Source organism: Marinibaculum pumilum, assembly GCF_042646425.1.
In the GTDB taxonomy this organism is placed as follows: domain Bacteria; phylum Pseudomonadota; class Alphaproteobacteria; order Ferrovibrionales; family Ferrovibrionaceae; genus Marinibaculum; species Marinibaculum pumilum.
The window spans coordinates 134,258-157,071 of sequence record NZ_JBHRTR010000027.1 but is presented as its reverse complement, the minus strand read 5'-3'; the positions used below and the strand labels follow the sequence as shown (position 1 = coordinate 157,071).

Here is a 22,814-nt window from a genome sequence, read left to right as displayed (position 1 = left end):
CTCAGGCGGATCTGTGGAACTCATGGGCGCAATCGACCCAGGCAAGGGCGACCCGTTCCAGTTCCTCGATGGCCTCGTCATGGCCTTTCGGCCGGTCATGTGCATCGCCTGGACCGGCGAGGCGGTGCGGCGGGACCGACCCGTCATGGTGCGCGAACAAGACGGCGGCCATGCCCCTGCCGGCGCCGCGCAGCGGCAGGACCAGGCGGTCGAAAATCCTGCCTGCGTCGCTGCCGCGGAGCATCTTCCGGCGACTGAAGACGATGCGCTCGCCGAACGCGCTTTCCAGGAAGGCGGCGCGGTCCAGCCGGCCCGCCGGCGACGGATCCTCCGCGCCACCGGCGATCCTGCCGGCGCAATCCGCCCCGGCAAGGGCGGCCAGAGCGGCGCCGAGGACCCGGTACCTGAACTGCCCCAGCGCCGGCATCAGATCGGCGATGCCGAACTGGGCGTTGTGGCCGGAAGCGAGCAGCGGTTCGAGATCCTGCAGGCTGGGTAGCCGGGTGCCGCTGGCGGCCCCGGTCCAGGCCCGGAACGCCTGCAGGGCGGCGCCGTCCGCGGTCAGGCGCTGCCGCAGCAGGAGCGGGGTCACTCGGCTGCTGGCGGGGGCGGTCGTCATCGCGCCGCACCGGTGCGCCTGGCGGCGTAAAGGGGGCCGCATGCCCCATGGCCATGGTCAATCGCATTGATCATGGGGGGACACTACGGGATACTTATCCCAAGGAAGTACGCAATTTGTCCCAGCTTTGAGATATATGAACTGCCTGGAGAATTGGCCGCCGGGCGGTGCCGGCGGAGGCTCCGAAGGTGGCTCCAGGCTGGCAACACTGGCGGGCCGGACACGGAGGCGGTTGAAGGTGTCGGAACAGTCCGAGCAAGGGCGGATCCTCCTTGTAGAGGACGAGCCTACGGTCAGGGATCTGCACGATGCGATCCTGGTCAGCGCGGGCTTTGCGACCCGGGTTGCGGATAATCTCGCCGAAATGCGGCGCGAGCTTCGCCGCTCGCGCTACGACATCGTGCTGCTGGACCTGCGGCTGCCGGACGGCAATGCGCTGGACGCCATCCCCGAGATCCGGGCCAATACCTCGGCCGGGATCATCGTCGCCACCTCCAGCCGGGATCAGGGCGAACGGCTGTCGGGCCTGGAGCGCGGCGCCGACCAGTTCCTGGAGAAGCCGATCCATCCGCGCGAGCTGCTCGCCCGGGTGCGCAACGTCATCGGCAGGCTGCGCACGCCGGATGGCAGCCAGGAGGCGCTGGTCTACCGCTTCGAGGGCTGGACCGCCGACCTGCTGGCCCGCAAGGTGACGTTCGCCGATGGCGGCGACGTTCATCTGACGGACCGCGAGTTCCGGCTGCTGGAGGCCCTGATCCGCAACGGCGACAGGCCGGTGCACCGGGAACGGCTGATCGCGCTTCTGTCCGGCGATGACGAGGCCACCGACCGGGCGGTGGACAAGGTGGTCTACCGGACCCGGCTGAAGCTGCATGAGCATCTGGGCAACAATGCGCCGCTGATCGAGACCGTGCACGGCTACGGCTATCGGCTGATCGCCAGATCCCTCTAGGGCGGTTTCGCGGCATCTGCGCAGGAGCAGCACATGCAGGGTGCAATCTGGGACCATCTCTTCGACAACGGCTACATGCCGCACGGCTATTGCCTGCTCTGGGACCCGCTGCTGTTCTGGGCGCATGCCGGTTCGGACGCCCTGATCGCGGCGAGCTACTTCTCCATCCCGGCCGTGCTGATGGTGTTTGCCCTGCGCCGGCGCGAGTTCCAGTTCCGCTGGGTCCTGTTCCTGTTCGGCGCCTTCATCGTCTGCTGCGGCCTGACCCACCTGCTGGGGATCTGGACACTATGGGTCGGCAGCTACGGCATCGAGGCGGTGGTGAAGGTGGTGACGGCCCTGGTCTCCGTCGCCACGGCGGTCGCCCTCTGGCCGCTGATCCCCCGGGTCCTGGCATTGCCCAGCACCGGTGACTTGGAGCGTCGCAACCAGGCACTGGCGGAGGAAGTCACGCGCCGTGAGCGGACCCAGGCCGAGCTCGCACTGCTGAACCGCGAGCTGGAGGATCGGGTCGCCGCCCGTACCGCCGACCTCGCCGCGAAGAACGACCAGCTGGTCGCCGCGATGCGGCGCGCGGAGGAGGCGAACGAGGCCAAGGGCCGCTTCCTGTCGATGATGAGCCACGAGATCCGGACACCGCTCAACGCGGTCATCAACATGGCCGACCTGATGATCGAGGCGGAGCGCGGCGGCAGCGACAGGGGCTATCTGGGCGCCATCGCCACCTCGTCGAAGGCGCTTCTGGGCATCGTCGAGGATATCCTGGACCTGTCCCGGATCGAGGCGGGACGGATCCGTATCCAACCGGTGCCGGCATCGGTCGAGGATATCGTGGAGGAGGTGGTGCAGTCCGTCGCGCCGCTGGCCCACCGCAAGGGCCTCGACATCGCCAGCACGATCGGCCCCGGCGTCCCGGCGCAGGCGCGCATCGACCCGGCGCGGGTGCGCCAGATCCTGCTGAACCTGATCGGCAATGCCGTGCGCTATACCGAGGCGGGATGGGTGCATGTCGATGTCGACCTGGTCGCCGGCGATGGCGGCCGCGAGCTGGTCTTCGACGTGGTCGATACCGGCGTCGGCATCGACCCCGCCGATCATGGCCGGATCTTCGAGCGCTTCACCCAGGTCGGCGCCGACCAGGGGGAGGCCGGCGGCACCGGGCTGGGGCTGACCATCTCGCGCCAGCTGGCGGAGCGGATGGGCGGGCGCATCACCCTGCGCAGCCGCGCCGGCGAGGGCAGCGCCTTCCGCCTCGCTCTGCCGGCGACGGAGGCCGGCAGCCCGCCGGTCCTCGAATGCGACACGGAAATGACCCTGCTCGGGCCGCCGTCGCGCACCCGGCAGGCCCTGGCCGCGACCCTGGTCCATGCCGGCGCCGAACTCCGGCTGATCGACGATCCGGACGTTTCTGATGCCGCCGGGCCCGATGCGGCCCGAGCAGATCCCGCCCATGCGGCCGGCGCGGCGGCGCGCCGGGTCGCCCTCGTCGTTCTGCCGCTGGGCGGCGACAGCCGCGCGGCGGCGCAGGACTGGTGCCGCCGGGCGCAGGCGATCGCCGGGCGGGTGGTGCTGCTCGTGCCGCTGGGCGGCGGCTTCGCCGACTATGACCGGCTTGCCGGCCCGGGCGTGCAGGTGGAGACCTATCCGGTCGGCCGCCGGCGCCTGCTGGAATGCCTGCAGGGCGACCGGCCGCCGGACGGCGATGGCCCGGCTGCCGACCCGGCGCGCGCGCTGGACGGGGTGCGGGTCCTGGTGGTCGACGACAACCAGGAGAACCGCCTGGTGGCGGCACGGGCACTGGAACGGCCCGGTGCCGAGGTGCGCACCGTGACCGGCGGCGAGGCCGCGCTCTCGGCCATCGCCGCTGCGGCCTTCGACGTGGTTCTGCTGGACCTTCGGATGCCGGGCATGGACGGCTTTGCCACGGCGGAGCGGATCCGGGCGCTGCCCGGACCCGCCGCGCGGCTGCCGCTGGTGGCGGTCTCTGCCAGCATCACGCCGGAAACCATCGCGGCGCTCGATCGCGCCGGCTTCGACGGCCATCTCGCGAAGCCGTTCCGACCGCGCGACCTGCGGCAGGCCGTGGCGCGCCACACCCTGCGCCTTTCCGGCGCAGAGGGCGGGCACCAACCGGTGCCGCGGCGGGCCGCGGCGGCGGAGCTGCCGGTGTTCGATGCCGGCATCCTCGGCGCCGCCGTCGACCAGACCGACCGCGGCACCGTACAGCGGATCATCGACGGCTTCCTCGGCCGGGTCGACGGCCAGCTGGCCGCGATCGACGGTGCGGCGCCGGGCGAGCCCCTGGCCGATGCGCTGCACAGCCTGGCCGGCAGCGCCGGCGCAGTCGGCCTGATCGAACTGGCCCGGCAGTGCAGCGACGCCGAGCAGCGGCTGCGCGGCGGCGAGGGGGGTGTCGATCGGGCCACGATCCGCCACGCTGCGGCCCGCGCCATCGACGCCCTGCGCGACTGGCACCGCGGAACGCCGGGCTGAAGCCGCACCCCTGGTCTGAGGGAGGGAGCCGGCCTGGTGCGCGGAGCCTGTCTGGGGCTGGGTCCTGGCCTGGCGCGGCAAGGGGCGGCGCAATCGGGTCTTGGGCGCGGGGTACCGGCCGGGAATGGAAGCGATCGATGGGTGCCAGCGCCGGAGTCATGGCACACGCCGCCGACTGGCAGGACGGCGCCCTGCCGCCGGACATGCCGCAGGATGTCGCGGCCGTGTTTGCGGGCTACCCGGCGGAGGTCCGGCCCCGGCTGCTTGCGCTGCGGGCGCTGATCCTGGAAACCGCTGCCGCGACCCCGGTCGCCGGGCCGCTCACCGAAACCCTGAAATGGGGAGAGCCGGCCTACCTCACCGCCGCCAACGGCGCGGGCAGCACCCTGCGCATCGGCTGCAAGCCGGCACGGCCGGAGCGCGGCGCCCTGCTGTTCCACTGCCGCACCACCCTGGTCGCGGATTTCCGGCAGCTGCCCGGCGGCACCCTCTCTTTCGAAGGCGGCCACGCCGTGCTGGTCCCGCGCGACGGGGGCCTGCCGGAAGCGGAACTGCGCCGCTGCATCGCGATGGCCCTGACCTACCACCTGGACCGGCGGCGGGGCGGGCGCCGGAACAGGCGTCGCGCCGGAGAGCGGGGCGGGCTTCCGGGTGGGCCGTCGGCCTGAGCGGAATCGCCCCCTCGGCCGGCCGGTGACCCGCGACCGTTGATCCGGGCGACAGCGGCGATCCCGGAATCGGCAGCCGGGATCGGGCTCCGGCCGGGTCAGACCCGCCCGGCCTCGGTTTCGGCCTTGCGGTGGGCGGCCCGGGCCTCGGCCTCCGCCATCCCGTCGTAGCGCGGCTCATGCAGCAGCGGTGCCCCATGGGTGGGACAGCGCGGCGGGTCGCCGCGAAGGCTGTCGCGACGCCGCTCGGAATAGAGGCAGCGCACCGACTGGAGGCTGAACTGCGGCTGGCAGACGAAGAAGATCCGCTTCGCCATCGGCGATCCTCTCTGGACGGGAGGCCGGGCCCGTCCTGCTGCGGGCGGCCCGGCCGACGGGATTTCTGGAGGGGCGCGGCTGGCTGCCCCGGGAACAGGCGGTTGGATAGGCCGGCCGTCCGGCGCGGCGCAATCCGTCATTGCGCCGCACCGGGCCGCCGGCAGTACGGAGCGCAGCCAGGCGCGGGGTCAGGCCGCGTGCGGCCGGCCGCTCCGGGCCCAGGGGGCCCGGGCGAGACGCTGTGCCAGATGGTCGATCACCACCCGGACCCGGGCCGGACGGCTGCGTCCCGGCGGGGTCAGCAGGTGCAGCGCGATGTCGGGCAGGCGCCAGCCGGGCAGCACCTCTTCCAGGCGGCCGTCGCGCAGCTCCTGCCAGACCAGGAATTCCGGCTGCGCGGCGATCCCGCCGCCGGCCAGCAGGGCGGGCATCAGGGCATCGGCATTGTTCGCCGCCAGCCGGCCGGAAAGCGTCACGGCATGGCTCCCCTCGGTATCGTGCTGCAGGCGCCACAGGTCCGGCGGCCGCAGGTTGGTGTAGGTCAGCGCCGCCAGCCCCTCCAGGTCGCGCGGATGGCGCGGCCGGCCGGCCCGTTCCAGGTAGGCCGGGGCGGCGACCAGCGGCCGCCGCACCGCGCAGAGCCGCCGCGCCCGGATCGCGGAATCCGCCAGGCTGGCGATCCGCAGCGCGACATCGACGCCCTCCGCCACCAGGTCCGTCTCCGCGTCGCTCAGCACCATCTCCACCGCCAGGGCGGGATGCCGGTCCAGCAGCTCCGGCAGCAGCGGCGCGACATGGTGCAGGCCGAACGACATCGGCAGAGCCAGCCGCACCCGGCCCTGCGGCACCTCGGCCTGCGCCGCGGCCTCCGCCTCCGCCGCCTCGCCGTCGGCCAGGATGCGGCGCGCCCGGTCCAGGACGCCGCGCCCGCTCTCGGTCAGCGAGAGCCGGCGCGAGGTGCGGTGCAGCAGCGGCACGCCCAGCCGCGCCTCCAGCCGGCCGATCGCCTTTGACACGGTGGGCTTGGAAAGCTGCAGCGCTTCCGCCGCGCGGGCGAAGGAGCCGGTTTCCGCCACCTTGGCGAAGATCGCCCAGGCGGTCAGGTCGGGCAGACTCATTGATAAAATTCTTTCACCGGTGTTGTTCGATTGTTTCTGTTTATTGAGATTCGCCCAGGGCCTATCTGTCCGGCAAGCGCCAAAGCGATGGCGGCACCCATTTCGGAAGGAGAGACGGCCATGATCGAACTGCGCAGCTTCGACAGCCTGGGCGGCGAGAACCATGGCTGGCTGGACGCGAAGCATCATTTCTCGTTCGCCGGCTATCATGACGATGCCCGGATGGGCTGGGGCGGTCTGCGGGTCTGGAACGACGATACCATCGCGCCGCAGAGCGGCTTTCCCCCGCATCCCCACCGCGACATGGAGATCGTGACCTATGTCCGGCAGGGCGCGATCAGCCACGAGGACAATCTGGGCAACAAGGGCCGCACAGAGGCCGGCGACGTGCAGGTGATGAGCGCCGGCACCGGCATCGTGCATTCCGAATACAATCTGGAGGACGAGGTCACGCAGATCTTCCAGATCTGGATCCTGCCGACCAGAAGCGGCGGCAGCCCGGACTGGGGCGCCCGTCCCTTCCCGAAGGGCGACCGTGCCGGCCGCTTCGTCACCCTGGCCAGCGGCTTTGCCGATGATGGCGATGCGCTGCCGATCCGCAGCGATGCCCGTGTGGTGGGAGCCAGCCTGCGCGCGGGCGAGAGCCTGGACTATCCGCTCGGTGCCGGCCGCCACGCCTATCTGGTGCCGGCGACCGGCGCGGTGCGGCTCGGCGAGGTGGAGGTCCGGGCCCGCGACGGCGCGGCGATCCGCGACCAGGAGACGGTCACCGTGACCGCGCTGGAGGACAGCGAACTGATCCTGGTCGATACCGCCTGACAGGACTGGAACGCCAAGCGGCGCGTCGTCGTTGACTGCGACGACGACGCGCCGTGCCGGCGCTGCCGCAGGGTGCGGCTGCGCGGCCGGCCGGAGAGGAGCGATGGCGGATATCTGGTACCTGCGCGACCGCGAATGGACGGCTACCACCGGCCCGGTGCGCCGGCATGGCGCGGAGGCGGTGTTCGAGGCGCTGGGCTGGCAGGGCTGGACGGCGATTTCCGCCGACCCGGCCGGCAGCGTCAGGGCAGGGCGGCCGGGACGGACCGAAGCGACCGCCGGGCAGGCGGCCGAAAGCCGGCACAGGGTGGTGGTCCGCATCGGCAGCGCGGAGGCGGGTGCCCTGTCCGCCCTCGCAGCATGGCCGGGGGTCGCCGCCGACCGCCGGCCGGGCCCCGGCTACTACACTTGGCCGGACCTGCCGCCGACGGAGGCGGAGCGGCGCTTCGATGCCTTCGGCCTGCCGCGGGTCGCGCGCCGGTCCTGAGATCCGGTCCGCGGAAGGCCGCGGACAAGATCGTCGGCCTGTCGGAGCAAGGCGGCCGCCGTCCTGGACGCTTTCCTCCAGCGCTCCGCTGTCAGAGGAACCGGAGCAGTACCTCCACCACTGCCGCCGGCGCCTCCAGCTGCGGCAGGTGACCGACCCGGGGCAGGGTCGAGAAACCAGCCTCTGGCATGAGCGCGTGCAGCGCCTGCCCGCGCGCCAGCGGGATCCAGGGATCCTCCGCGCCCCAGAGGATCCGCACCGGGCAGCGGAGATGGCCGTAGAGCGGTTCGACCTCTGCGGTGTAGCGCTCGTCGGCCTGGGCGAACTGCCGGTAGAAGCTGTCGACACCTTCTCCGCCCAGCCAGGGGGCGGCGAGACCGTCAAAATCCGGTTGCGGGATTTCGTTCACCAGTGCGCCGCGGATATAGGCTTCCACCAGCGCCCGGTGGATATGCGGCGGCAGGCCGCGGAAGGCGTCGACATGCCGGCCCATATGGTCGAAGAAATCCGACCCCCAGGGCCGCATGGCGACGACGTTCATCAGCACCAGCTTTTCGTAGTCGCAGCTATGCAGCAGATGCGCCCGGAGCGTCGTGGCGCCGCCGAAGTCATGCGCCACCACCCGCGGCCGCGACAACCCCCAATGGTCCAGCATCTCGGCGAACACCTCGCCCTGCACGTCGAGCGAGGTGCGCTGCCCGGCGCTTTTCGCCGAGCGCCCGTAGCCGGGCATGTCGTACCAGTGCACGCGGAAACGCTGCGCCAGGTCGGGGATGATCCGATGCCAGGAGAAGGAGGACCAGGGCCAGCCATGCGCCAGCACCAGGTCGGGACCGTCGCCGGTGCGACCGGCAGCGACGCTGCCCGCCCGGGTCTCGAAACTGTCGTCCAGCGCCCACGCGCCCATGACGGTGCTCCCTTGCCGGGATCGCCGGCGGCGTGCCGGCCCGGCATCGCCCGCCGGCCCTGTTGCGGCATCAGGCCGGAACGCAGCTGAGCCTGACCACCGCGCCGCCGATCCGTTCACGGCTCACCGGGCGAAGCGGCGGCACGGGCGCCGTGAAGCGGGGCTTGCCCCGGCCCAGTGCGACCGGATGCAGGTAGATCCGGTACTCGTTGATCAGGCCGGGCGGTCCGTCCAGGTCCGGGCCGGCGATCTCGATCTCGCCGTCATAGCCGGCCTTCAGCGCGCGGACCCCATCCCCGAGGTCGCCCGCGACGAGGGTGGCGCTGGGGCCCACCGACGTCAAGAAGCGGGAGACCACCCGCTTCGGCTGCCGCCGCCACGTCGCGGCGAAGGCCTGCCGGACGGGCCCCCGGGCCTCCGCTACGAAGCGGTGGAAAAGTGCGGATTCGGGACCGAAGGCCATATGGTCGCCATAGCCGTCTGGTCGCCATAGCCGTCCAGCGACTGGTTCATGCCGAACACGCGCCTGGCCATCGTCCCTTCCTTCCGCGCGGCTTGCCATGGCCCGCGCCCTAAGTTCGCGCCTTCCTGGCGAGGTCGCGGGCCAGTCCGGTGAACGCCTTGAGGGCGGCGGAGGGATTGCGCCGGCCGGGATAGTAGAGGCAGAGATCGCCAAGCGGTGGCGTCCAGTCGTCGAGCACGCGCCTGAGGCGGCCGGCTGCTATATCCTCACGCACGTCCTGCTCCAGGAAGAAGCCGAGGCCGACACCTTCCAGGACCGCGGCGCGGGCAAGGCTGGCCTCGTCCAGGGTGATCGGGCCGGTCACGTCGATCAGGGCCGTCTCGCCGCGCTTCTCGAAATGCCACCTGTACAGCGCGCCATCCGGGGTGCGGATGCGGACGCATCGATGCCCGGCGAGGTCGGACGGCGTGCGCGGCTCGCCATGTCGCATGATGTAGTCCGGGCTGCCGACGACGGCGTGGCGCTGCGGCCGGCCGAGCGGCACCGCGATCATGTCGGCAGGAACCAGGTTCGCCCGGCGCACACCGAGGTCGAAGCCGTCGGCGACGATGTCGACCAGCCGGCCCTCGGTCACCAGGTCGACATGCACCTCGGGATGGCGGCGCAGGAACGCGAACACCAGCGGCGAGATGAACTCCCGCGCACCTGCCGCGAAGGCGTTGATGCGCAGGGTCCCGGACGGCTTCGCCTGCCGCGAACGGGCGCCGTCCATGGCGCCATGGATGTCCTGCAGGGCCGGGGCGATCTGCTCGACGAAGGCGCGGCCCGCCTCCGACAGCGAGACGCTGCGCGTCGTCCTGTTGAACAGGCGCACCCCAAGGCCCGATTCCAGCTTCGCCACGGCATTGCTCAGGGCCGTGGTCGACATGCCCAGCGCCAGGGCCGCGCCGCGGAACGATCCCTCGCGGGCGACGGCGACGACGGCGTCGAGATCGTTGAGGCCGGTCCGGTACATTCCGCTGTTAATCCCGTTTTTCGTGATGACACATACCGATTTGTCCCACTTATCGGGATTCCCTTCAACGCTTAGATCGCTGGCAGTGGACGCACTCAACCCAGGAGACGGAAATGAATATGCCAGCACCTGTCCAAGCCTTTTTCGACGCAGACCGGACCGCCGAGGGCGCATTCCCCGCGGACGCCTTCGCCCCGGACGCCACCGTCAGGGACGAAGGAAAGGCGCATGCCGGCCGCGACGCCATCGCCGCCTGGTGGCAGGCGGCCAAGGCGGCCTACGGCCACAGCTCCAAACCCTGCGAGATCGCGGAGGAGGGCGGCACGACTATCGTCCTCGGCCGGGTCACCGGACGGTTTCCCGGCAGCCCGGCCATGCTCAGCTTCGCGTTCCGGCTCCACGACGGGCGGATCGCCGCGCTGGAGATCGGCGCATGAGCGACTTTCTCCAGCTTCAGGGAAAGCGGGCGCTGGTCACCTCCGGCACAAGGGGGACGGGTGCGGCGACCGTTGCGCTGTTCCGGCAGCTCGGGGCGCAGGTGCTGACCACGGCACGGTCGCGCCCGGCGGACATGCCCGCGGCGATGTTCGTCGCCGCCGACCTGACGACGGCGCAGGGCTGTGCCGACCTCGCCGCCGCGGCGCGCGACCGCCTGGGCGAGATCGACATCCTCGTCCACATGCTCGGCGGCTCGACGGCCCCGCCCGGCGGCTTCGCGGCCCTCGGCGATGCCGAATGGGCGGCGGAGCTCGACCTCAACCTGATGTCCGCCGTTCGGCTGGACCGGGCGCTGCTGCCCGCCATGGTCGCGCGCGGGCGCGGCACCGTCATCCATGTGACCTCGATCCAGGCCAGCCTGCCGCTGCCGGAGGCGACGACCGCCTACGCCGCCGCGAAGGCGGCGCTGTCCACCTACAGCAAGAGCCTCTCCAAGGAGGTTTCCCCCAAAGGGGTGCGGGTGGTGCGCGTGGCCCCGGGCTGGATCCGGACCGAGGCCTCCGTGCAGCTGGCGGAGCGGCTGGCCAGGGAGGCCGGCACCGACCTGGAAGGCGGCCAACGCATCATCATGGACGCGCTTGGCGGCATTCCGATCGGCCGGCCGTCGTCGCCAGAGGAAGTGGCCAACCTCGTCGCGTTCCTCGCCTCCGACCGCGCCGCGACCATCACCGGCGCCGAGGTCGTCATCGACGGCGGCACGATTCCCACCGCCTGAGGACGATCCCTGCGACCGGCAACGCAACCGAATTCCAGCACCGGATGGATTGAATCATGACCACTCCCTTCCGCAGCACGATCGCCGCGGCCATGGCGGTTCTCGCCGTCGCCGGCGGCGCGCAGGCCGAGCCCGGCGACCGCATCCCCGACGATCAGGTCGTCCGCAATGTCGTGCTCGTTCACGGCGCCTTCGCCGACGGCTCGGGCTGGCGCGGCGTCTATGACGACCTGACCGCGCGTGGCTACCGGGTCGCCGTCGTGCAGAACCCGCTGACCTCGTTCGAGGACGACGTGAAGGCCACCCGCCGCGTCCTGGCCCGTCAGGAAGGCCCGACCATCCTGGTCGGCCATTCCTATGGCGGCGCGGTGATCACCGAGGCCGGTGTCGATCCGCGGGTGGCCGGCCTGGTCTATGTCTCGGCCCTCGCCCCCGATGTCGGCGAAAGCACGGGCGACCAGTTCGCCGAGATCCCGCCGCCGCCGGAATTCGTCATCGAACCGGGCCGCGACGGCTTCGGCTTCGTCAACACGAAGCTGTTCAAGGCCGGTTTTGCCGGCGACACGTCCGATGCGGACGCGGCCTTCCTGCGCGACTCCCAGGTGCCGATCAACATGGCGGTCTTCGACGCGCGGCTCACCCAGGCCGCCTGGCGGAGGAAGCCGAGCTGGGCGATCGTCGCGACCCAGGACCGCGCCATCGCGCCGCGCCTGCTGACGCAGCAGGCCGAACGCATCGGCGCCAGGGTCACCGAGGTCGCGGCGAGCCACGTGCCGTTCCTCACCCAGCCGCAGGCCGTGGCCGACGTGATCGACCAGGCTGCGCGCACCGTGTCGCGGGCCGTCGCCCGCTGACCGGATCGCCGCCGATCCGACTCCCGCCGATCGGCGCCACCGACACCCACCATTCTACGCAACCGCGGCGTTGCCGGCGGTGCCCCAGGGCGCCGCCCGGCCGCCCGGACAGGAAAGCTGTATCCATGAACGACAATCACCAGCCGGAAAGCGTGGAGCGCGACCGGCATGCCGGTGACAACCAGAGGCGGCTGACCGCCGCGCTCAGGCCCAGCTACGACTTCATCGTATGCGGTGCCGGCGCCGCCGGCTCGGTGGTCGCCCCGGCGCCTGGCGGAGAATCCCGCAGCCGAGGTCCTGCTGCTCGAGGCCGGCGGCAGCGACGAAGCCGAGGCGGTCCTGGACCCGGCCCTGTGGCCGACCAACCTGGGCGGCGATCGCGACTGGGGTTTCCAGGCGCTGCCCAACCCCCATATCGACGGGCGCGAGATCCCGATGTCGATGGGCAAGGGGCTTGGCGGCGGCTCGAGCATCAACGTCATGGTCTGGGCCCGCGGACATCGCAGCGACTGGGACTTCTTCGCCGCAGAGTCGGGCGATCCCGAGTGGGGCTATGCCAACGTGCTCGACATCTATCGCCGGATCGAGGACTGGCAGGGCGCGCCCGACCCGGCATTCCGCGGCACGGGCGGGCCGGTCTGGGTGCAGCCGGCGGCCGACCCGAGCCCGCTTGCGCTGGCCCTGCTGGACGCCGCGCGCGACTACGGCATCCCGGTCTTCGATCATCCGAACGGGCGCATGATGGAAGGGGCGGGGGGCGCCGCCATCACCGACATGCTGGTGCGGGACGGGCGGCGTCATTCCCTCTATCGCGCCTATGTCCGGCCCTGGCTGGACCGGCCGAACCTGACCGTTCTCACCGGGGCGCTCGTGCGACGGGTCGTCTTCCAGGGCCGGCGCGCGACGGGGGTGGAGGTCGTTTACGACGGCCGGCCGATGGTGATCGGCGCAGGTACGGAGGTGGTGCTGTCGCTCGGCGCGATACAGACGCCGAAGGTGCTGATGCATTCGGGTATCGGCGACCAGGCCGAGCTGGAGAGGGTCGGCATCCCCGTCGTCCGCAACCTGCCCGGCGTCGGGCGGAACCTGCAGGACCATGTCTCCTTCGGCTGCACCTGGGAGTTGTCGGCGCCGCTGCCGCCCCGCAACAGCGGCAGCGAGGCGACATTGTACTGGAAGAGCCGGCCCGGGCTGGAGGTGCCGGACCTGCTGTTCTGCCAGGTGGAGTTCCCGGTGCCGAGCGAGCGGACGGCGGCGCGTGGCGTGCCGGCACATGGCTGGACGATGTTTGCGGGCCTGGCCCGCCCCGAAAGCCGCGGGCGGCTGCGCCTGCAGAGCGCCGATCCCGCCGCGCCGCTGGCGATCGATGCCGGCTTCCTGTCCGACGCCGGGGACGCGACCACGGCGGCGGCCTGCGTGGAGCTGTGCCGCGAGCTGGGCAATGCCCCGGCCTTCCGGCCCTTCGTTCGCGGCGAGGTCATGCCGGGCCCGGTGAACGGCGAGGACCGCGACCGCTATATCCGGGACGCGGCCGTCACCTACTGGCACCAGAGCTGCACGGCCCGGATGGGCCGCGACGACATGTCGGTCGTGGACGGCAGCCTCCGGGTTCACGGCATCGACGCGCTGCGGCTGGCCGACGCCTCGATCATGCCGCGGGTGACGACTGGAAACACCCAGGCCCCCTGTGCCGTCATCGGCGAGCGGGCCGCGGAGTTGATCCGCGCGGCACACGGCCTCTGACCCCTGTGCGCGGGCGGGAGACCGCCCGCGCAGAGCTTGCCATACCTCTGCCGTCGTTTTCGCCCGGCTGTCCGGACGGCCGGAATGGCCGGCAATCCAGGACGTTGTCGCTGCGTTCGCCAACCCGATCACGCGGGCGCGGGTCGCGCGGCGATCCTGAGCTTGCATCCCTGACCGACTTGGCGGTCCAGGGATGTCTCTCGGCCTTCTTTGCGTGGTTGCTCAATGCTGACCCGGCTGAAGGATGTATCTGACCCCAGGATCCCCGTTCCAGGCATCGGCCAGCCTGTCGAGCGGCAGGCTTTGGAACGTCGGTGCGAAACCGGCTGCCGGGGAGGCAGCCAGCAATTCGCCGGCGCCCGTCAGCAAGTCCTCGACGGAAACGCTGCCGATACCGCTGCCCAACAGCTCCAAGCCAGAACCACGCAGCATGTCGCCGCGCAGCGGAATTTCGTCGCCCGCCAGGGTTCCAAGTTGGACGTAGCGCAATCGCGGTGCGCCAACAGGAGTACCGCGATTGCTGGCGGCGGCCTTTAGAATGCGACAGGCCGGATCCCCCCAGACGAAGTCCAGGACAATATCGACTCCTTCGTCGAACCGGGCGCGCAGGTCTGCGTCGGCATTGTCGTTAAGGGCGATTTTCACGTCGGCATCGAGCCCCTGGAGCTTGGCGTGTGTGCGTGCGACTGCGATCGTCTTGCTGGCCCCCAGATGGCGTGCAGTCTGTAGGGCCATACGACCCGCGGCCCCGTTGGCGCCCGTGACAAGCACGGTTTCCCCGTTCCGGAGTCTCGCCCGGCGCGTCAGCGCGACCCACGACGCCAGTCCTGCAGTGGCGATTGCGGCGGCCTGCTCGTCGGCGAGTTCGTCCGGCACAGGGACGAGCATGCTGTTCGATACGAGGGCCTTCTGGGCCATGGAGCCGAAGGGCGCTTTTGGAAACAGGAAATAGACGCGGCGGCCGAATGAGTCGGTACCGACGCCATCGACTCCCGCCACGAAACCGGCGGCGCCATGGCTTGCATAATGCTTGCCTGCCGCCAATGCCCGGACGATCGGGCTCAATGGAGCGGCTCCGACGGTGACGACCGTTTCATTCTCGCTTGCGACCGGTTCCTCGAAATCGCCGAATTCCGGCGCTGCATCGAACGTCCTTACAACTGCTGCTTTCATCTTTATCCCCGCAGATCGTTCCGGCCTCGGATCGAAGCCGTTCCACGGACTGTGATAGATCTGGCGCGGTAGACCATCTATACCTAATGATCCGAATTTTGTTCGTGATCGTCCGGGTGCCTTATGGATCCACTCTCAGAGGTTCTCTCTCTGCTCAAACCGCGGAGCTACATAACCGCGGGGTTCGATGCTGGCGGCAACTGGGCGCTGACCCTGGATGACCTGGCGGGCCGCATCAAATGCTATGCCGTGCTCAAGGGCAGCTGCTGGCTCTCGCTGGGTGGCGGCATCGCCCCGGTTCGGCTGGACGCCGGCGAATGCTTCGTGCTGCCGAGCGGGCGGGAGGTCTGCATCGGCAATGACCCGGCGGCGGAGCCTCGTCGTGCGAGCGAGGTGCTCGACGCGAACCGGAGCGGGGAAGTCGTCACGTACAATGGCGGCGGGGAGGTCTTTCTGGTCGGCAGTCGCTTCGACGTGAGTGGACGCCATGCCGAATTGCTGCTGCGGACGCTTCCGCCTCTCATTCAGGTGCAGACATCAGGCGAGCAGGCGCAGCTGAGATGGTGCATAGAACTCATGATGCAGGAATTCAGGGAGGCGCGGCCGGGATCGTCGCTGGTCGCGCAGCATCTCTCCCACATGATGCTGGTGCAGGCGCTCCGCATCTATCTGGACGATTGCTCTCAGGGTGAAACGGGATGGCTCGCGGCGCTGGCCGACCCGCAAATGAGCAAGGGAATCGCTGCGATGCATCGCGATCCGTCCTTTCCCTGGACATTGCAGGAATTGGCACGGCAGGTCGGCATGTCGCGGTCCACGTTCGCCCAGCGGTTTCCGGAACGTGTAGGGGTGACACCGATGGCATATCTCACACGCTGGCGGATGATGCTTGCCGCGGAGAGGCTTCTGCACAGCCGCGATACGGTGGCGCAGGTCGCCGCCACCGTCGGCTACACATCCGAGCATGCATTCAACACCGCGTTCAGGCGCACCATGGGGGTCTCGCCGAGGCGATACGCCAGAGCATCTGCAGGAATCGCTGACGGTTGAAGATTGCTGGTCACATGCGTCCCGCATCGCCTGATGCGGCTGTGACACTGCTGCGCAGGAGCAGTTCATGCTCTCAAAAAGAATGGCGCGCCCGACACGATTCGAACGTGTGACCTCTGCCTTCGGAGGGCAGCGCTCTATCCAGCTGAGCTACGGGCGCCCATGTGCGGGCCGCGGCGTGGGCGGCCCGGATCGGGAGCGGGTGTGTAGCACGGGGTGGCCTGTTCGTCCATCCGCAGCATCTTCGGGTTCGGTGCCGCCGTCAGCCGCCCTCGCCGCGGCGCCAGCCGCCGGGGGTGGTGCCGTAGCGGGCCTTGAAGGCGCGGCTGAACGGGGCCGGGTCGGCGAACCCTGCCGCCAGGGCGATATGGGCGATTGGCAGATGTGCGCTGGCCGGCGCCCGCAGCGCGGCGGCGGCCGCGGTCAGGCGGCGGTGCTGCAGTTCTGCGCTGAAGCTGCTGCCCCGCTCCGCGAACAGCGCCTGCAGGCTGCGACGCGACAGGGCGAAGGCGGCGGCGACCCGGTCCAGGCACAGGCCGGGATCGGCCAGATGCCGGTCCAGGTGGCGGCAGATGGCCAGATGCAGGGCGTCGCGGCGGGCGCGGCGGCCGTCGCCGCGCAGGCCCGTCGCCCCGGCCCCCGCACCGGCCCCGCCCCCTGCACCGGCCGGGTCGGCCAGGGCCATCGCGGTCAGGTCCAGCAGCATGGCGAACAGCCGGTCGCGGCCGGCCTCGTCCAGATGGGCCGCGCCCTCCGCCAGGGTCAGTGCGGTCTCCCGCAGCAGCGGGCCCAGCACCGGATGGGCGGAGACCAGGTGCGGCCGGTCGTCGAGCCCGCCGGGCAGCCGGTCCTCCAAGGCCGTACGCGGCACCCAGAACGAAGCGACGCCCAGTTCCGGCCGGCCATGGGCAAGGTCGAACGGCGCGTCGGAGGAGAACAGGCCGACATCGCCGGCACGCAGGGTCACCGTCTCGCCCGCCTGCGCGATGCGGCATTCGCCCAGGGTCTCCAGGTTCAGGTAGAAGCAGGCATCGGGGGCGGCGGCGATCTCCGCCCGCGTGCGGCGCACCAGGTGGGCGCTGGCGCGGACCCGGTTGAGGGCAGCGCCGCCGGTAAGCGGCCTGTGCTCCAGCCGTGCGCGGAACGGCCGGTCCTGCGGCCGGTCCTGCTCCGGCACCAGTGTCATGAACGCCTCGCAGATGCCGTCGCGGTAATAGGCGAAGGCCTCGGCGTCGCACACCTCCCGCGTGTCCCAGACCTTCGGTTCTGCGGCGGTTCCGGCCACCATCCTTGTCCCTCCCCTGCCCGCGATCCTGCGCAGCGGGTCAATAGTCCTGCGCCCGCGGTCAAGGCGCAACGGTGCGACGGCTGCTAGTCTGGGGCAGGTCGGCGCCTGGCCATCCCACGCACGGCACCGGCGCCGCGGGGAAACGCGAAGAAGGGAGACGGAGATGGGAACCTACGTCCTGGTGCATGGCGCCTGGCATACCGGCGAGCTGCTGGAGGATGTGGCGGCGCCGATCCGCGCCGCCGGGCACGAGGTGCATTGCCCGACGATCGCCGGCAACCGGCCGGGCGACAGCAAGCGGACCGGACTGGCGGAGGCGATCGCCTCGATCACCGACTATCTGGCGGAGAAGGACCTGAACGACGTGGTCCTGATGGGCCACAGCTATGGCGGCATGGTGATCACCGGGGTGGCCGACCGCGAGATGGCGCGGCTGCGCCGCCTGGTCTACTGGAACGCCTTCGTGCCCAACGACGGCGAGGCGCTGAACGACATGGTGCCGCCGCACTATGTCACCCTGTTCGACCAGATCGCCGGCCAGAGCGACGACAATTCGGTGATGCTGCCCTTCCCGATCTGGCGGGAGGCGTTCATCAACGATGCCGATGCGGACCTGGCGCAGAGCGCCTACGAGCGGCTGAACCCGCATCCCTATGCCACATTCACCGACGCCATTTCGCTGAAAGCGAATCCGGCGGAGATGCCGGTGGCGAAGTCCTACATCAACTGCACGGAAGACACGGCCCTGCCGCACAGCGCCACATGGCATCCGCGGCTGTCGGAGAAGCTGGGCCTGTTCCGCCTGGTCCAGACCCCGGGCAGTCATGAGCTGAGCTTCACCGACCCGGCGCTGCTGGCGGAGAAGATCATGCTGGCGGGCCGGGACTGACAGCAGCGCCGGCGGAGCCGCCGCAACCTGAGCTTGCGGTATCCCGGGCCGTCGCGGCGACCCTGCGTTGACCCCCCGCATGCGCTGCGGCTACCCTCGCCGGAATGAGTAGAACGCAACACGTCGGCACTGAACCGGCGGGGGGCTGATGGACGATTCTGGGATGGCGGAGCGCGCCGACGACGCGCATGTCCGCTTTCGTGACGTACAGAAGAGCTACGACGGCGAAACGCTCGTCGTGAAGAACCTCAACCTCGACATCAGGCGCGGCGAGTTCCTGACCCTGCTCGGACCATCCGGGTCGGGCAAGACGACATGCCTGATGATGCTCGCCGGCTTCGAGGCGGCGACGCATGGCACGATCAGCCTGGACGGCGAGCGCATCGACAATGTGCCGCCGCATCGCCGCGGCATCGGCATGGTGTTCCAGAACTACGCTTTGTTCCCGCACATGACGGTGGCGGAGAACCTGGCCTTTCCGCTGAAGGTGCGCCGGCTGGGCCGCGCCGATATCGAGGCGCGGGTGAAGCGCGCGCTGGAGATGGTGGAGATGCCGGACTTCGCCGCGCGGATGCCGGCGCAGCTGTCCGGCGGCCAGCAGCAGCGGGTCGCGGTGGCCCGCGCCCTGGTGTTCGAGCCGGCGCTGGTGCTGATGGACGAGCCGCTGGGCGCGCTGGACAAGAACCTGCGCGAGCAGATGCAGTACGAGATCAAGCATATCCACGAGAATCTCGGCGTGACCGTGGTCTACGTGACGCACGACCAGAGCGAGGCGCTGACCATGTCGAACCGGATCGCCGTGTTCGACGACGGCATCATCCAGCAGCTGGCGGAGCCGCCGCAGCTCTACGAGGAGCCGTCCAACGCCTTCGTCGCCGGCTTCATCGGCGAGAACAACCGCCTCTACGGGACCGTTGAGACGGCCAACGGCCATGCCTGCGCGGTGCGGCTCGACGACGGCTCCCTGGTGCAGGCGCTGAAGGTCAACGTGAACGGGGCGGGCGAGCGCTCGACCCTGTCGCTGCGGCCGGAGCGGGTGGTGATCCAGCCCGAGGGCGAGCGCTACCCCAACCAGTTCGACGCCCGGGTGGAGGAGCTGATCTACCTCGGCGACCATATCCGGACCCGGGTCAATGTCTGCGGCAGCGACCAGTTCGTCGTGAAGGTGCCCAATGCCGGCCGCAGCGGCCGCATCCGCCGGGGCGACACGGTGCGGGTCGGCTGGAGCATGGAGGATTGCCGTGCGCTGGACGCCTGAGGCGTCCCGCTGTGCGGTCCGCGACCGGCGCGATAGGCGCCGGCGCGCAAGGAAGCCGGGCCACCCTGTCCGGTGACGGCCCCGCAACGGGCCGAACCAAGAACAGAGGAGAACGGAGAATGATTGCCAAGGGATTCGGGCTGCTCGCCATCGGCGCAGCGGCCGGCATCGTTGCCTTCGGCGCCCCGCAGGGCGCTGTGGCACAGGACAAGACCGACCTGACGGTCGTGTCCTGGGGCGGCGCGTACACCGACAGCCAGCAGCGCGCCTATCACGAGCCCTACATGAAGAAGAACGCCAATATCAACATCATCAACGACGACAGCTCCGCCAACGCGCTGGCCGGGCTGCGCGCCCAGGCCCTGGCCGGCAACGTGACCTGGGACCTGGTCGACATGCTGCCCTCCGACGCGCAGCTCGCCTGCGACGAAGGCATCATCATGCCGATCGACCATGACGAGATGCTGGCGGCGGCGCCGGACGGCACGCCGGCAAGCAAGGACTTCCTGCCGGGGTCGCTGGGCGAATGCTTCATCCCGCAGATCGTCTATTCCACGGTGATCACCTACAACACCGAGATGTTCCCGAAGGACAAGCAGCCGGGCACGGTCGAGGACTTCTTCAACACCGCCGACTATCCCGGCCGCCGCGCGATCCAGGACCGCCCCGCCGGCAACCTGGAATGGGCCCTGCTGGCCGACGGCGTGCCGGCCGACAAGGTCTACGACGTGCTGGCCACGCCGGAAGGGGTGAACCGCGCCTTCAAGAAGCTGGACACCATCAAGGACAGCCTGGTGTTCTGGACCGAGGGCAGCCAGGCGCCGCAGCTGCTGGCCGACAAGGAGGTGGCCTTCGCCACCGGCTATAACGGCCGCATGTTCAATGCCGCCCAGGTCGAGGGCCAGCCCTTCGACATCATCTGGGACGGCCAGCTGGTGGAATGGGACGGCTGGGTCGTGCCGGCCGACGGCAAGAATACCGAAGAGGTGATGGAATACCTGCACTTCGCCACCGACACGCAGCGGCTGGCGGATCAGGCGAAGTACATCTCCTACGGCCCGGCGCGGGCCTCCTCCTCCGCGCTGGTCGGCAAGCATGCCGACCTGGGCATCGACATGGGCCCGCACATGCCGACCCATCCCGACAACTACAAGCGGCCGATCGTCCTGAACAACGACTTCTGGACGGATTACGGCGACCAGCTGCGCGAGCGTTTCGCCAGCTGGATGCTGCAATAGGCTGACCGGTTCGCGGGGCGGGTCCCGGAGCGCGATCTCCGGCGGCCCGCCCCGCTGCCGTCCCTCCCTCTTTCAGCGGACCGGCCATGGCACAGGCGGAACAGCTTTCAGGCACAGGCACGGCGGCGGACCGGTTGGTCACCGCCGACGGCGTGCCGCTGAAGGTGAGCCTGCGCCGCACCGAGCGGCGGCGCCGGCTGAACGCCCTGCTGCTGGTCGCGCCGCTGCTGGTCTTCATCCTGGTCACCTTCGTCTTCCCGATCGCGGAGATGATGTGGCGCAGCGTCGACAACCCGCTGGTGGCGCAGACCCTGCCGCGCACGGTGGAGGCGCTGGAAGGCTGGAACGGCGACGGCCTGCCGGGGGAAGAAGCCTATGCCGCGATCGTGGCCGACCTGGCCGCGGCGCAGGAGATCCGCGCCGCCGGCCGGCTGGCGGTGCGCCTGAACTACGAGATGAGCGGCGCCCGCAGCCTGATCGGCGGTGCGGCCCGGCGCGCGGACCGGCTGGAGGCGCCCTACAAGCAGGCGCTGATCGACCTGAACGACCGCTGGGGCGAGCCGGAGATCTGGTCGATCATCAAGCGCGAGAGCGGCCCGCTGACCACCAGCTACTACGTCTCCGCCGTCGACATGCGCTACGACGAGACCGGCGCGCTGGTCGCGCAGCCCGACTATCAGCAGATCTATATCGACCTGTTCCTGCGCACCCTGGGGCTCAGCATCGCGATCACATTGATCACCCTGCTGCTGGGCTTCCCGATCGCCTACCTGCTGGCGACGATGAAGCTGCGCTATTCCAACCTGCTGATGATCCTGGTGCTGCTGCCGTTCTGGACCTCGCTGCTGGTGCGCACCACGGCCTGGATCGTCCTGCTGCAGCAGCAGGGGGTGATCAACGACATCCTGATCGCCGCCGGCCTGCTGTCCGACGACGGCCGGCTGCAGATGGTGCACAACTGGATCGGCACCATCATCGCGATGACCCACATCCTGCTGCCGTTCATGGTGCTGCCGCTGTACAGCGTGATGAAGACCATCCCGCCCAGCTATATGCGCGCGGCGCGGTCGCTGGGCGCCGACCTGGTGACGGCGTTCTGGAAGGTCTACCTGCCGCAGACCCTGCCCGGCATCGGCGCCGGCGCGGTCCTCGTCTTCATCATCTCCATCGGCTACTACATCACGCCGGCGCTGGTCGGCGGGCAGTCCGGGCAGATGATCTCCAACCTGATCGCCTACCACATGCAGAGCTCGCTGAACTGGGGCCTGGCGGCAGCGCTCGGCACCATGCTGCTGGCCGGGGTGCTGGTGCTGTACTGGCTGTACAACCGCATCGTCGGCGCCGACGGCCTGCGGCTGAACTGAGGGGACGGGGATGGCGCTGCCGAGCTATGCCGGACCGCTGGAGCGCAGCTGGTACTATGCCTACCGGGTGATCTGCGCCGCGATCTTCGTCTTCCTGATCGCGCCGATCATCGTGATCATCCCGCTCAGCTTCAACGCCGAGCCCTACTTCACCTACACCAACCAGATGCTGACCCTGGACCCGGACGGCTATTCGCTGCGCTGGTACCGGGAATTCTTCGATTCCGAATCCTGGCAGCACTCGATCCGGAACTCCTTCATCATCGGCATCTCCGCCACCCTGATCGCCACCGCCTTGGGCACCCTGGCGGCGCTGGGCCTGTCGCGGCGGCACATGCCGTTCCGCGGCCTGATCATGGGCGTGCTGATCTCGCCGATGATCGTGCCGCTGATCATCTCCGCCGCCGGCATGTTCTTCTTCTACTCGAAGCTGAACCTGGCGCAGACCTTCCCCGGCGTGATCCTGGCCCATGCCGCGCTGGGCACGCCGTTCGTGGTGATCACGGTGACCGCCACCCTGGCAGGCTTCGACCACAGCCTGACCCGCGCGGCCGCCAGCCTCGGCGCGCCGCCGGTGACCGTGTTCCGCAAGGTGACCCTGCCGCTGATCCTGCCCGGCATGATCTCCGGCGGGCTGTTCGCCTTCATCACCTCGTTCGACGAGATCGTCATCGTGCTGTTCGTCGCCGGGGTCGAGCAGCGCACCATCCCGCGGGAGATGTGGTCCGGCATCCGCGAGCAGATCAGCCCGACGATCCTGGCGGTGGCGACGGTGCTGGTGGCGGTGTCGATCCTGCTGCTGACCACGGTGGAACTGCTGCGCCGCCGCAGCGAGCGGATGCGCGGCATCCGCGAGCCGAACTGACCGCCGCCGGCCCCGCCGGG

Annotated in this window: 23 protein-coding genes and 1 tRNA gene; 15 read left to right on the top strand and 9 right to left on the bottom strand. The window is 70.1% G+C overall.

Going from position 1 to position 22,814, the window contains the following annotated elements:
- Position 1: 1 nt before the first annotated feature.
- A complete protein-coding gene (locus ACFOGJ_RS12680) occupies positions 2–619 on the bottom strand; it encodes a hypothetical protein (RefSeq protein ID WP_379900882.1) in 618 nt (205 codons plus the stop codon).
- Positions 620–857: 238 nt separating this feature from the next.
- On the opposite strand from ACFOGJ_RS12680, the gene ACFOGJ_RS12675 reads away from it, so the two are divergent.
- From ACFOGJ_RS12675 to ACFOGJ_RS12665, 3 genes are all read left to right on the top strand, one after another.
- Positions 858–1,571: a response regulator transcription factor gene (locus ACFOGJ_RS12675; protein ID WP_379900879.1), complete on the top strand. Its 714-nt coding sequence runs from the start codon at positions 858–860 to the stop codon at positions 1,569–1,571.
- A gap of 33 nt (positions 1,572–1,604) precedes the next feature.
- Positions 1,605–4,064, top strand: coding sequence for an ATP-binding protein (locus ACFOGJ_RS12670; RefSeq protein WP_379900877.1), 2,460 nt, complete (start codon positions 1,605–1,607; stop codon positions 4,062–4,064).
- A gap of 158 nt (positions 4,065–4,222) precedes the next feature.
- Positions 4,223–4,732: a DUF1801 domain-containing protein gene (locus ACFOGJ_RS12665; RefSeq protein WP_379900874.1), complete on the top strand. Its 510-nt coding sequence runs from the start codon at positions 4,223–4,225 to the stop codon at positions 4,730–4,732.
- A 98-nt stretch (positions 4,733–4,830) separates the two neighbouring features.
- On the opposite strand, the gene ACFOGJ_RS12660 is transcribed toward ACFOGJ_RS12665, so the two are convergent.
- Together ACFOGJ_RS12660 and ACFOGJ_RS12655 are read right to left on the bottom strand one after the other, a co-directional pair.
- Positions 4,831–5,049 carry a hypothetical protein gene (locus ACFOGJ_RS12660; RefSeq protein WP_379900871.1) on the bottom strand — a complete coding sequence of 73 codons (219 nt, stop codon included), beginning with the start codon at positions 5,047–5,049 and terminating at the stop codon, positions 4,831–4,833.
- Positions 5,050–5,238: 189 nt separating this feature from the next.
- Positions 5,239–6,168, bottom strand: a complete 930-nt coding sequence (locus ACFOGJ_RS12655; protein ID WP_379900868.1) for a LysR family transcriptional regulator — start codon at positions 6,166–6,168, stop codon at positions 5,239–5,241.
- Between the two features lie 120 nt (positions 6,169–6,288).
- Here ACFOGJ_RS12655 and ACFOGJ_RS12650 point away from each other — a divergent pair, with 120 nt between their 5' ends.
- Positions 6,289–6,987 carry a pirin family protein gene (locus ACFOGJ_RS12650; RefSeq protein ID WP_379900866.1) on the top strand — a complete coding sequence of 233 codons (699 nt, stop codon included), beginning with the start codon at positions 6,289–6,291 and terminating at the stop codon, positions 6,985–6,987.
- Between the two features lie 103 nt (positions 6,988–7,090).
- Positions 7,091–7,474, top strand: a complete 384-nt coding sequence (locus tag ACFOGJ_RS12645) for a hypothetical protein (RefSeq protein ID WP_379900863.1) — start codon at positions 7,091–7,093, stop codon at positions 7,472–7,474.
- A 91-nt stretch (positions 7,475–7,565) separates the two neighbouring features.
- Here the strand turns inward: ACFOGJ_RS12645 and ACFOGJ_RS12640 are convergent, their stop codons facing one another.
- From ACFOGJ_RS12640 to ACFOGJ_RS12630, 3 genes are all read right to left on the bottom strand, one after another.
- On the bottom strand, positions 7,566–8,381 hold the full coding sequence (locus ACFOGJ_RS12640; RefSeq protein WP_379900862.1) for an alpha/beta fold hydrolase: 816 nt from the start codon (positions 8,379–8,381) through the stop codon (positions 7,566–7,568).
- A 70-nt stretch (positions 8,382–8,451) separates the two neighbouring features.
- Positions 8,452–8,844, bottom strand: a complete 393-nt coding sequence (locus ACFOGJ_RS12635) for a dihydrofolate reductase family protein (protein WP_379900860.1) — start codon at positions 8,842–8,844, stop codon at positions 8,452–8,454.
- Between the two features lie 109 nt (positions 8,845–8,953).
- A complete protein-coding gene (locus ACFOGJ_RS12630; protein WP_379900858.1) occupies positions 8,954–9,859 on the bottom strand; it encodes a LysR family transcriptional regulator in 906 nt (301 codons plus the stop codon).
- 119 nt (positions 9,860–9,978) lie between these two features.
- On the opposite strand from ACFOGJ_RS12630, the gene ACFOGJ_RS12625 reads away from it, so the two are divergent.
- The 4 genes from ACFOGJ_RS12625 (at position 9,979) to ACFOGJ_RS12610 (ending at position 13,669) form a co-directional block, all read left to right on the top strand.
- Complete coding sequence (locus tag ACFOGJ_RS12625) at positions 9,979–10,296, top strand: nuclear transport factor 2 family protein (protein WP_379900856.1); 318 nt, start codon at positions 9,979–9,981, stop codon at positions 10,294–10,296.
- Positions 10,293–11,072, top strand: coding sequence for an SDR family oxidoreductase (locus ACFOGJ_RS12620; protein ID WP_379900854.1), 780 nt, complete (start codon positions 10,293–10,295; stop codon positions 11,070–11,072). Before ACFOGJ_RS12625 ends, ACFOGJ_RS12620 begins: the two co-directional genes overlap by 4 nt.
- A gap of 56 nt (positions 11,073–11,128) precedes the next feature.
- Positions 11,129–11,926 (top strand): alpha/beta fold hydrolase, encoded by a 798-nt coding sequence (locus ACFOGJ_RS12615; protein ID WP_379900852.1) that lies wholly within the window; start codon positions 11,129–11,131, stop codon positions 11,924–11,926.
- A gap of 234 nt (positions 11,927–12,160) precedes the next feature.
- Positions 12,161–13,669: a GMC family oxidoreductase gene (locus ACFOGJ_RS12610; protein WP_379900850.1), complete on the top strand. Its 1,509-nt coding sequence runs from the start codon at positions 12,161–12,163 to the stop codon at positions 13,667–13,669.
- A 222-nt stretch (positions 13,670–13,891) separates the two neighbouring features.
- Here the strand turns inward: ACFOGJ_RS12610 and ACFOGJ_RS12605 are convergent, their stop codons facing one another.
- Entirely contained in the window at positions 13,892–14,842 is a 951-nt protein-coding gene (locus ACFOGJ_RS12605) for a zinc-binding alcohol dehydrogenase family protein (protein ID WP_379900848.1), read from the bottom strand.
- A gap of 123 nt (positions 14,843–14,965) precedes the next feature.
- Here ACFOGJ_RS12605 and ACFOGJ_RS12600 point away from each other — a divergent pair, with 123 nt between their 5' ends.
- The gene (locus tag ACFOGJ_RS12600; RefSeq protein ID WP_379900846.1) at positions 14,966–15,892 is read left to right on the top strand and encodes an AraC family transcriptional regulator; all 927 of its coding nucleotides are present in this window, start codon (positions 14,966–14,968) and stop codon (positions 15,890–15,892) included.
- 83 nt (positions 15,893–15,975) lie between these two features.
- Here the strand turns inward: ACFOGJ_RS12600 and ACFOGJ_RS12595 are convergent.
- Together ACFOGJ_RS12595 and ACFOGJ_RS12590 are read right to left on the bottom strand one after the other, a co-directional pair.
- Positions 15,976–16,052 (bottom strand) — tRNA-Arg (locus ACFOGJ_RS12595).
- A 102-nt stretch (positions 16,053–16,154) separates the two neighbouring features.
- A complete protein-coding gene (locus ACFOGJ_RS12590; protein ID WP_379900844.1) occupies positions 16,155–17,180 on the bottom strand; it encodes a helix-turn-helix domain-containing protein in 1,026 nt (341 codons plus the stop codon).
- 163 nt (positions 17,181–17,343) lie between these two features.
- On the opposite strand from ACFOGJ_RS12590, the gene ACFOGJ_RS12585 reads away from it, so the two are divergent.
- From ACFOGJ_RS12585 to ACFOGJ_RS12565, 5 genes are all read left to right on the top strand, one after another.
- Positions 17,344–18,069, top strand: a complete 726-nt coding sequence (locus ACFOGJ_RS12585) for an alpha/beta hydrolase (RefSeq protein WP_379900842.1) — start codon at positions 17,344–17,346, stop codon at positions 18,067–18,069.
- Positions 18,070–18,217: 148 nt separating this feature from the next.
- Positions 18,218–19,327, top strand: a complete 1,110-nt coding sequence (locus ACFOGJ_RS12580) for an ABC transporter ATP-binding protein (protein WP_379900840.1) — start codon at positions 18,218–18,220, stop codon at positions 19,325–19,327.
- 119 nt (positions 19,328–19,446) lie between these two features.
- On the top strand, positions 19,447–20,565 hold the full coding sequence (locus ACFOGJ_RS12575) for an ABC transporter substrate-binding protein (protein ID WP_379900838.1): 1,119 nt from the start codon (positions 19,447–19,449) through the stop codon (positions 20,563–20,565).
- A gap of 86 nt (positions 20,566–20,651) precedes the next feature.
- Positions 20,652–21,929 (top strand): ABC transporter permease, encoded by a 1,278-nt coding sequence (locus ACFOGJ_RS12570; protein ID WP_379900836.1) that lies wholly within the window; start codon positions 20,652–20,654, stop codon positions 21,927–21,929.
- A gap of 10 nt (positions 21,930–21,939) precedes the next feature.
- Positions 21,940–22,794, top strand: a complete 855-nt coding sequence (locus ACFOGJ_RS12565) for an ABC transporter permease (protein WP_379900834.1) — start codon at positions 21,940–21,942, stop codon at positions 22,792–22,794.
- Positions 22,795–22,814 lie beyond the last annotated feature (20 nt).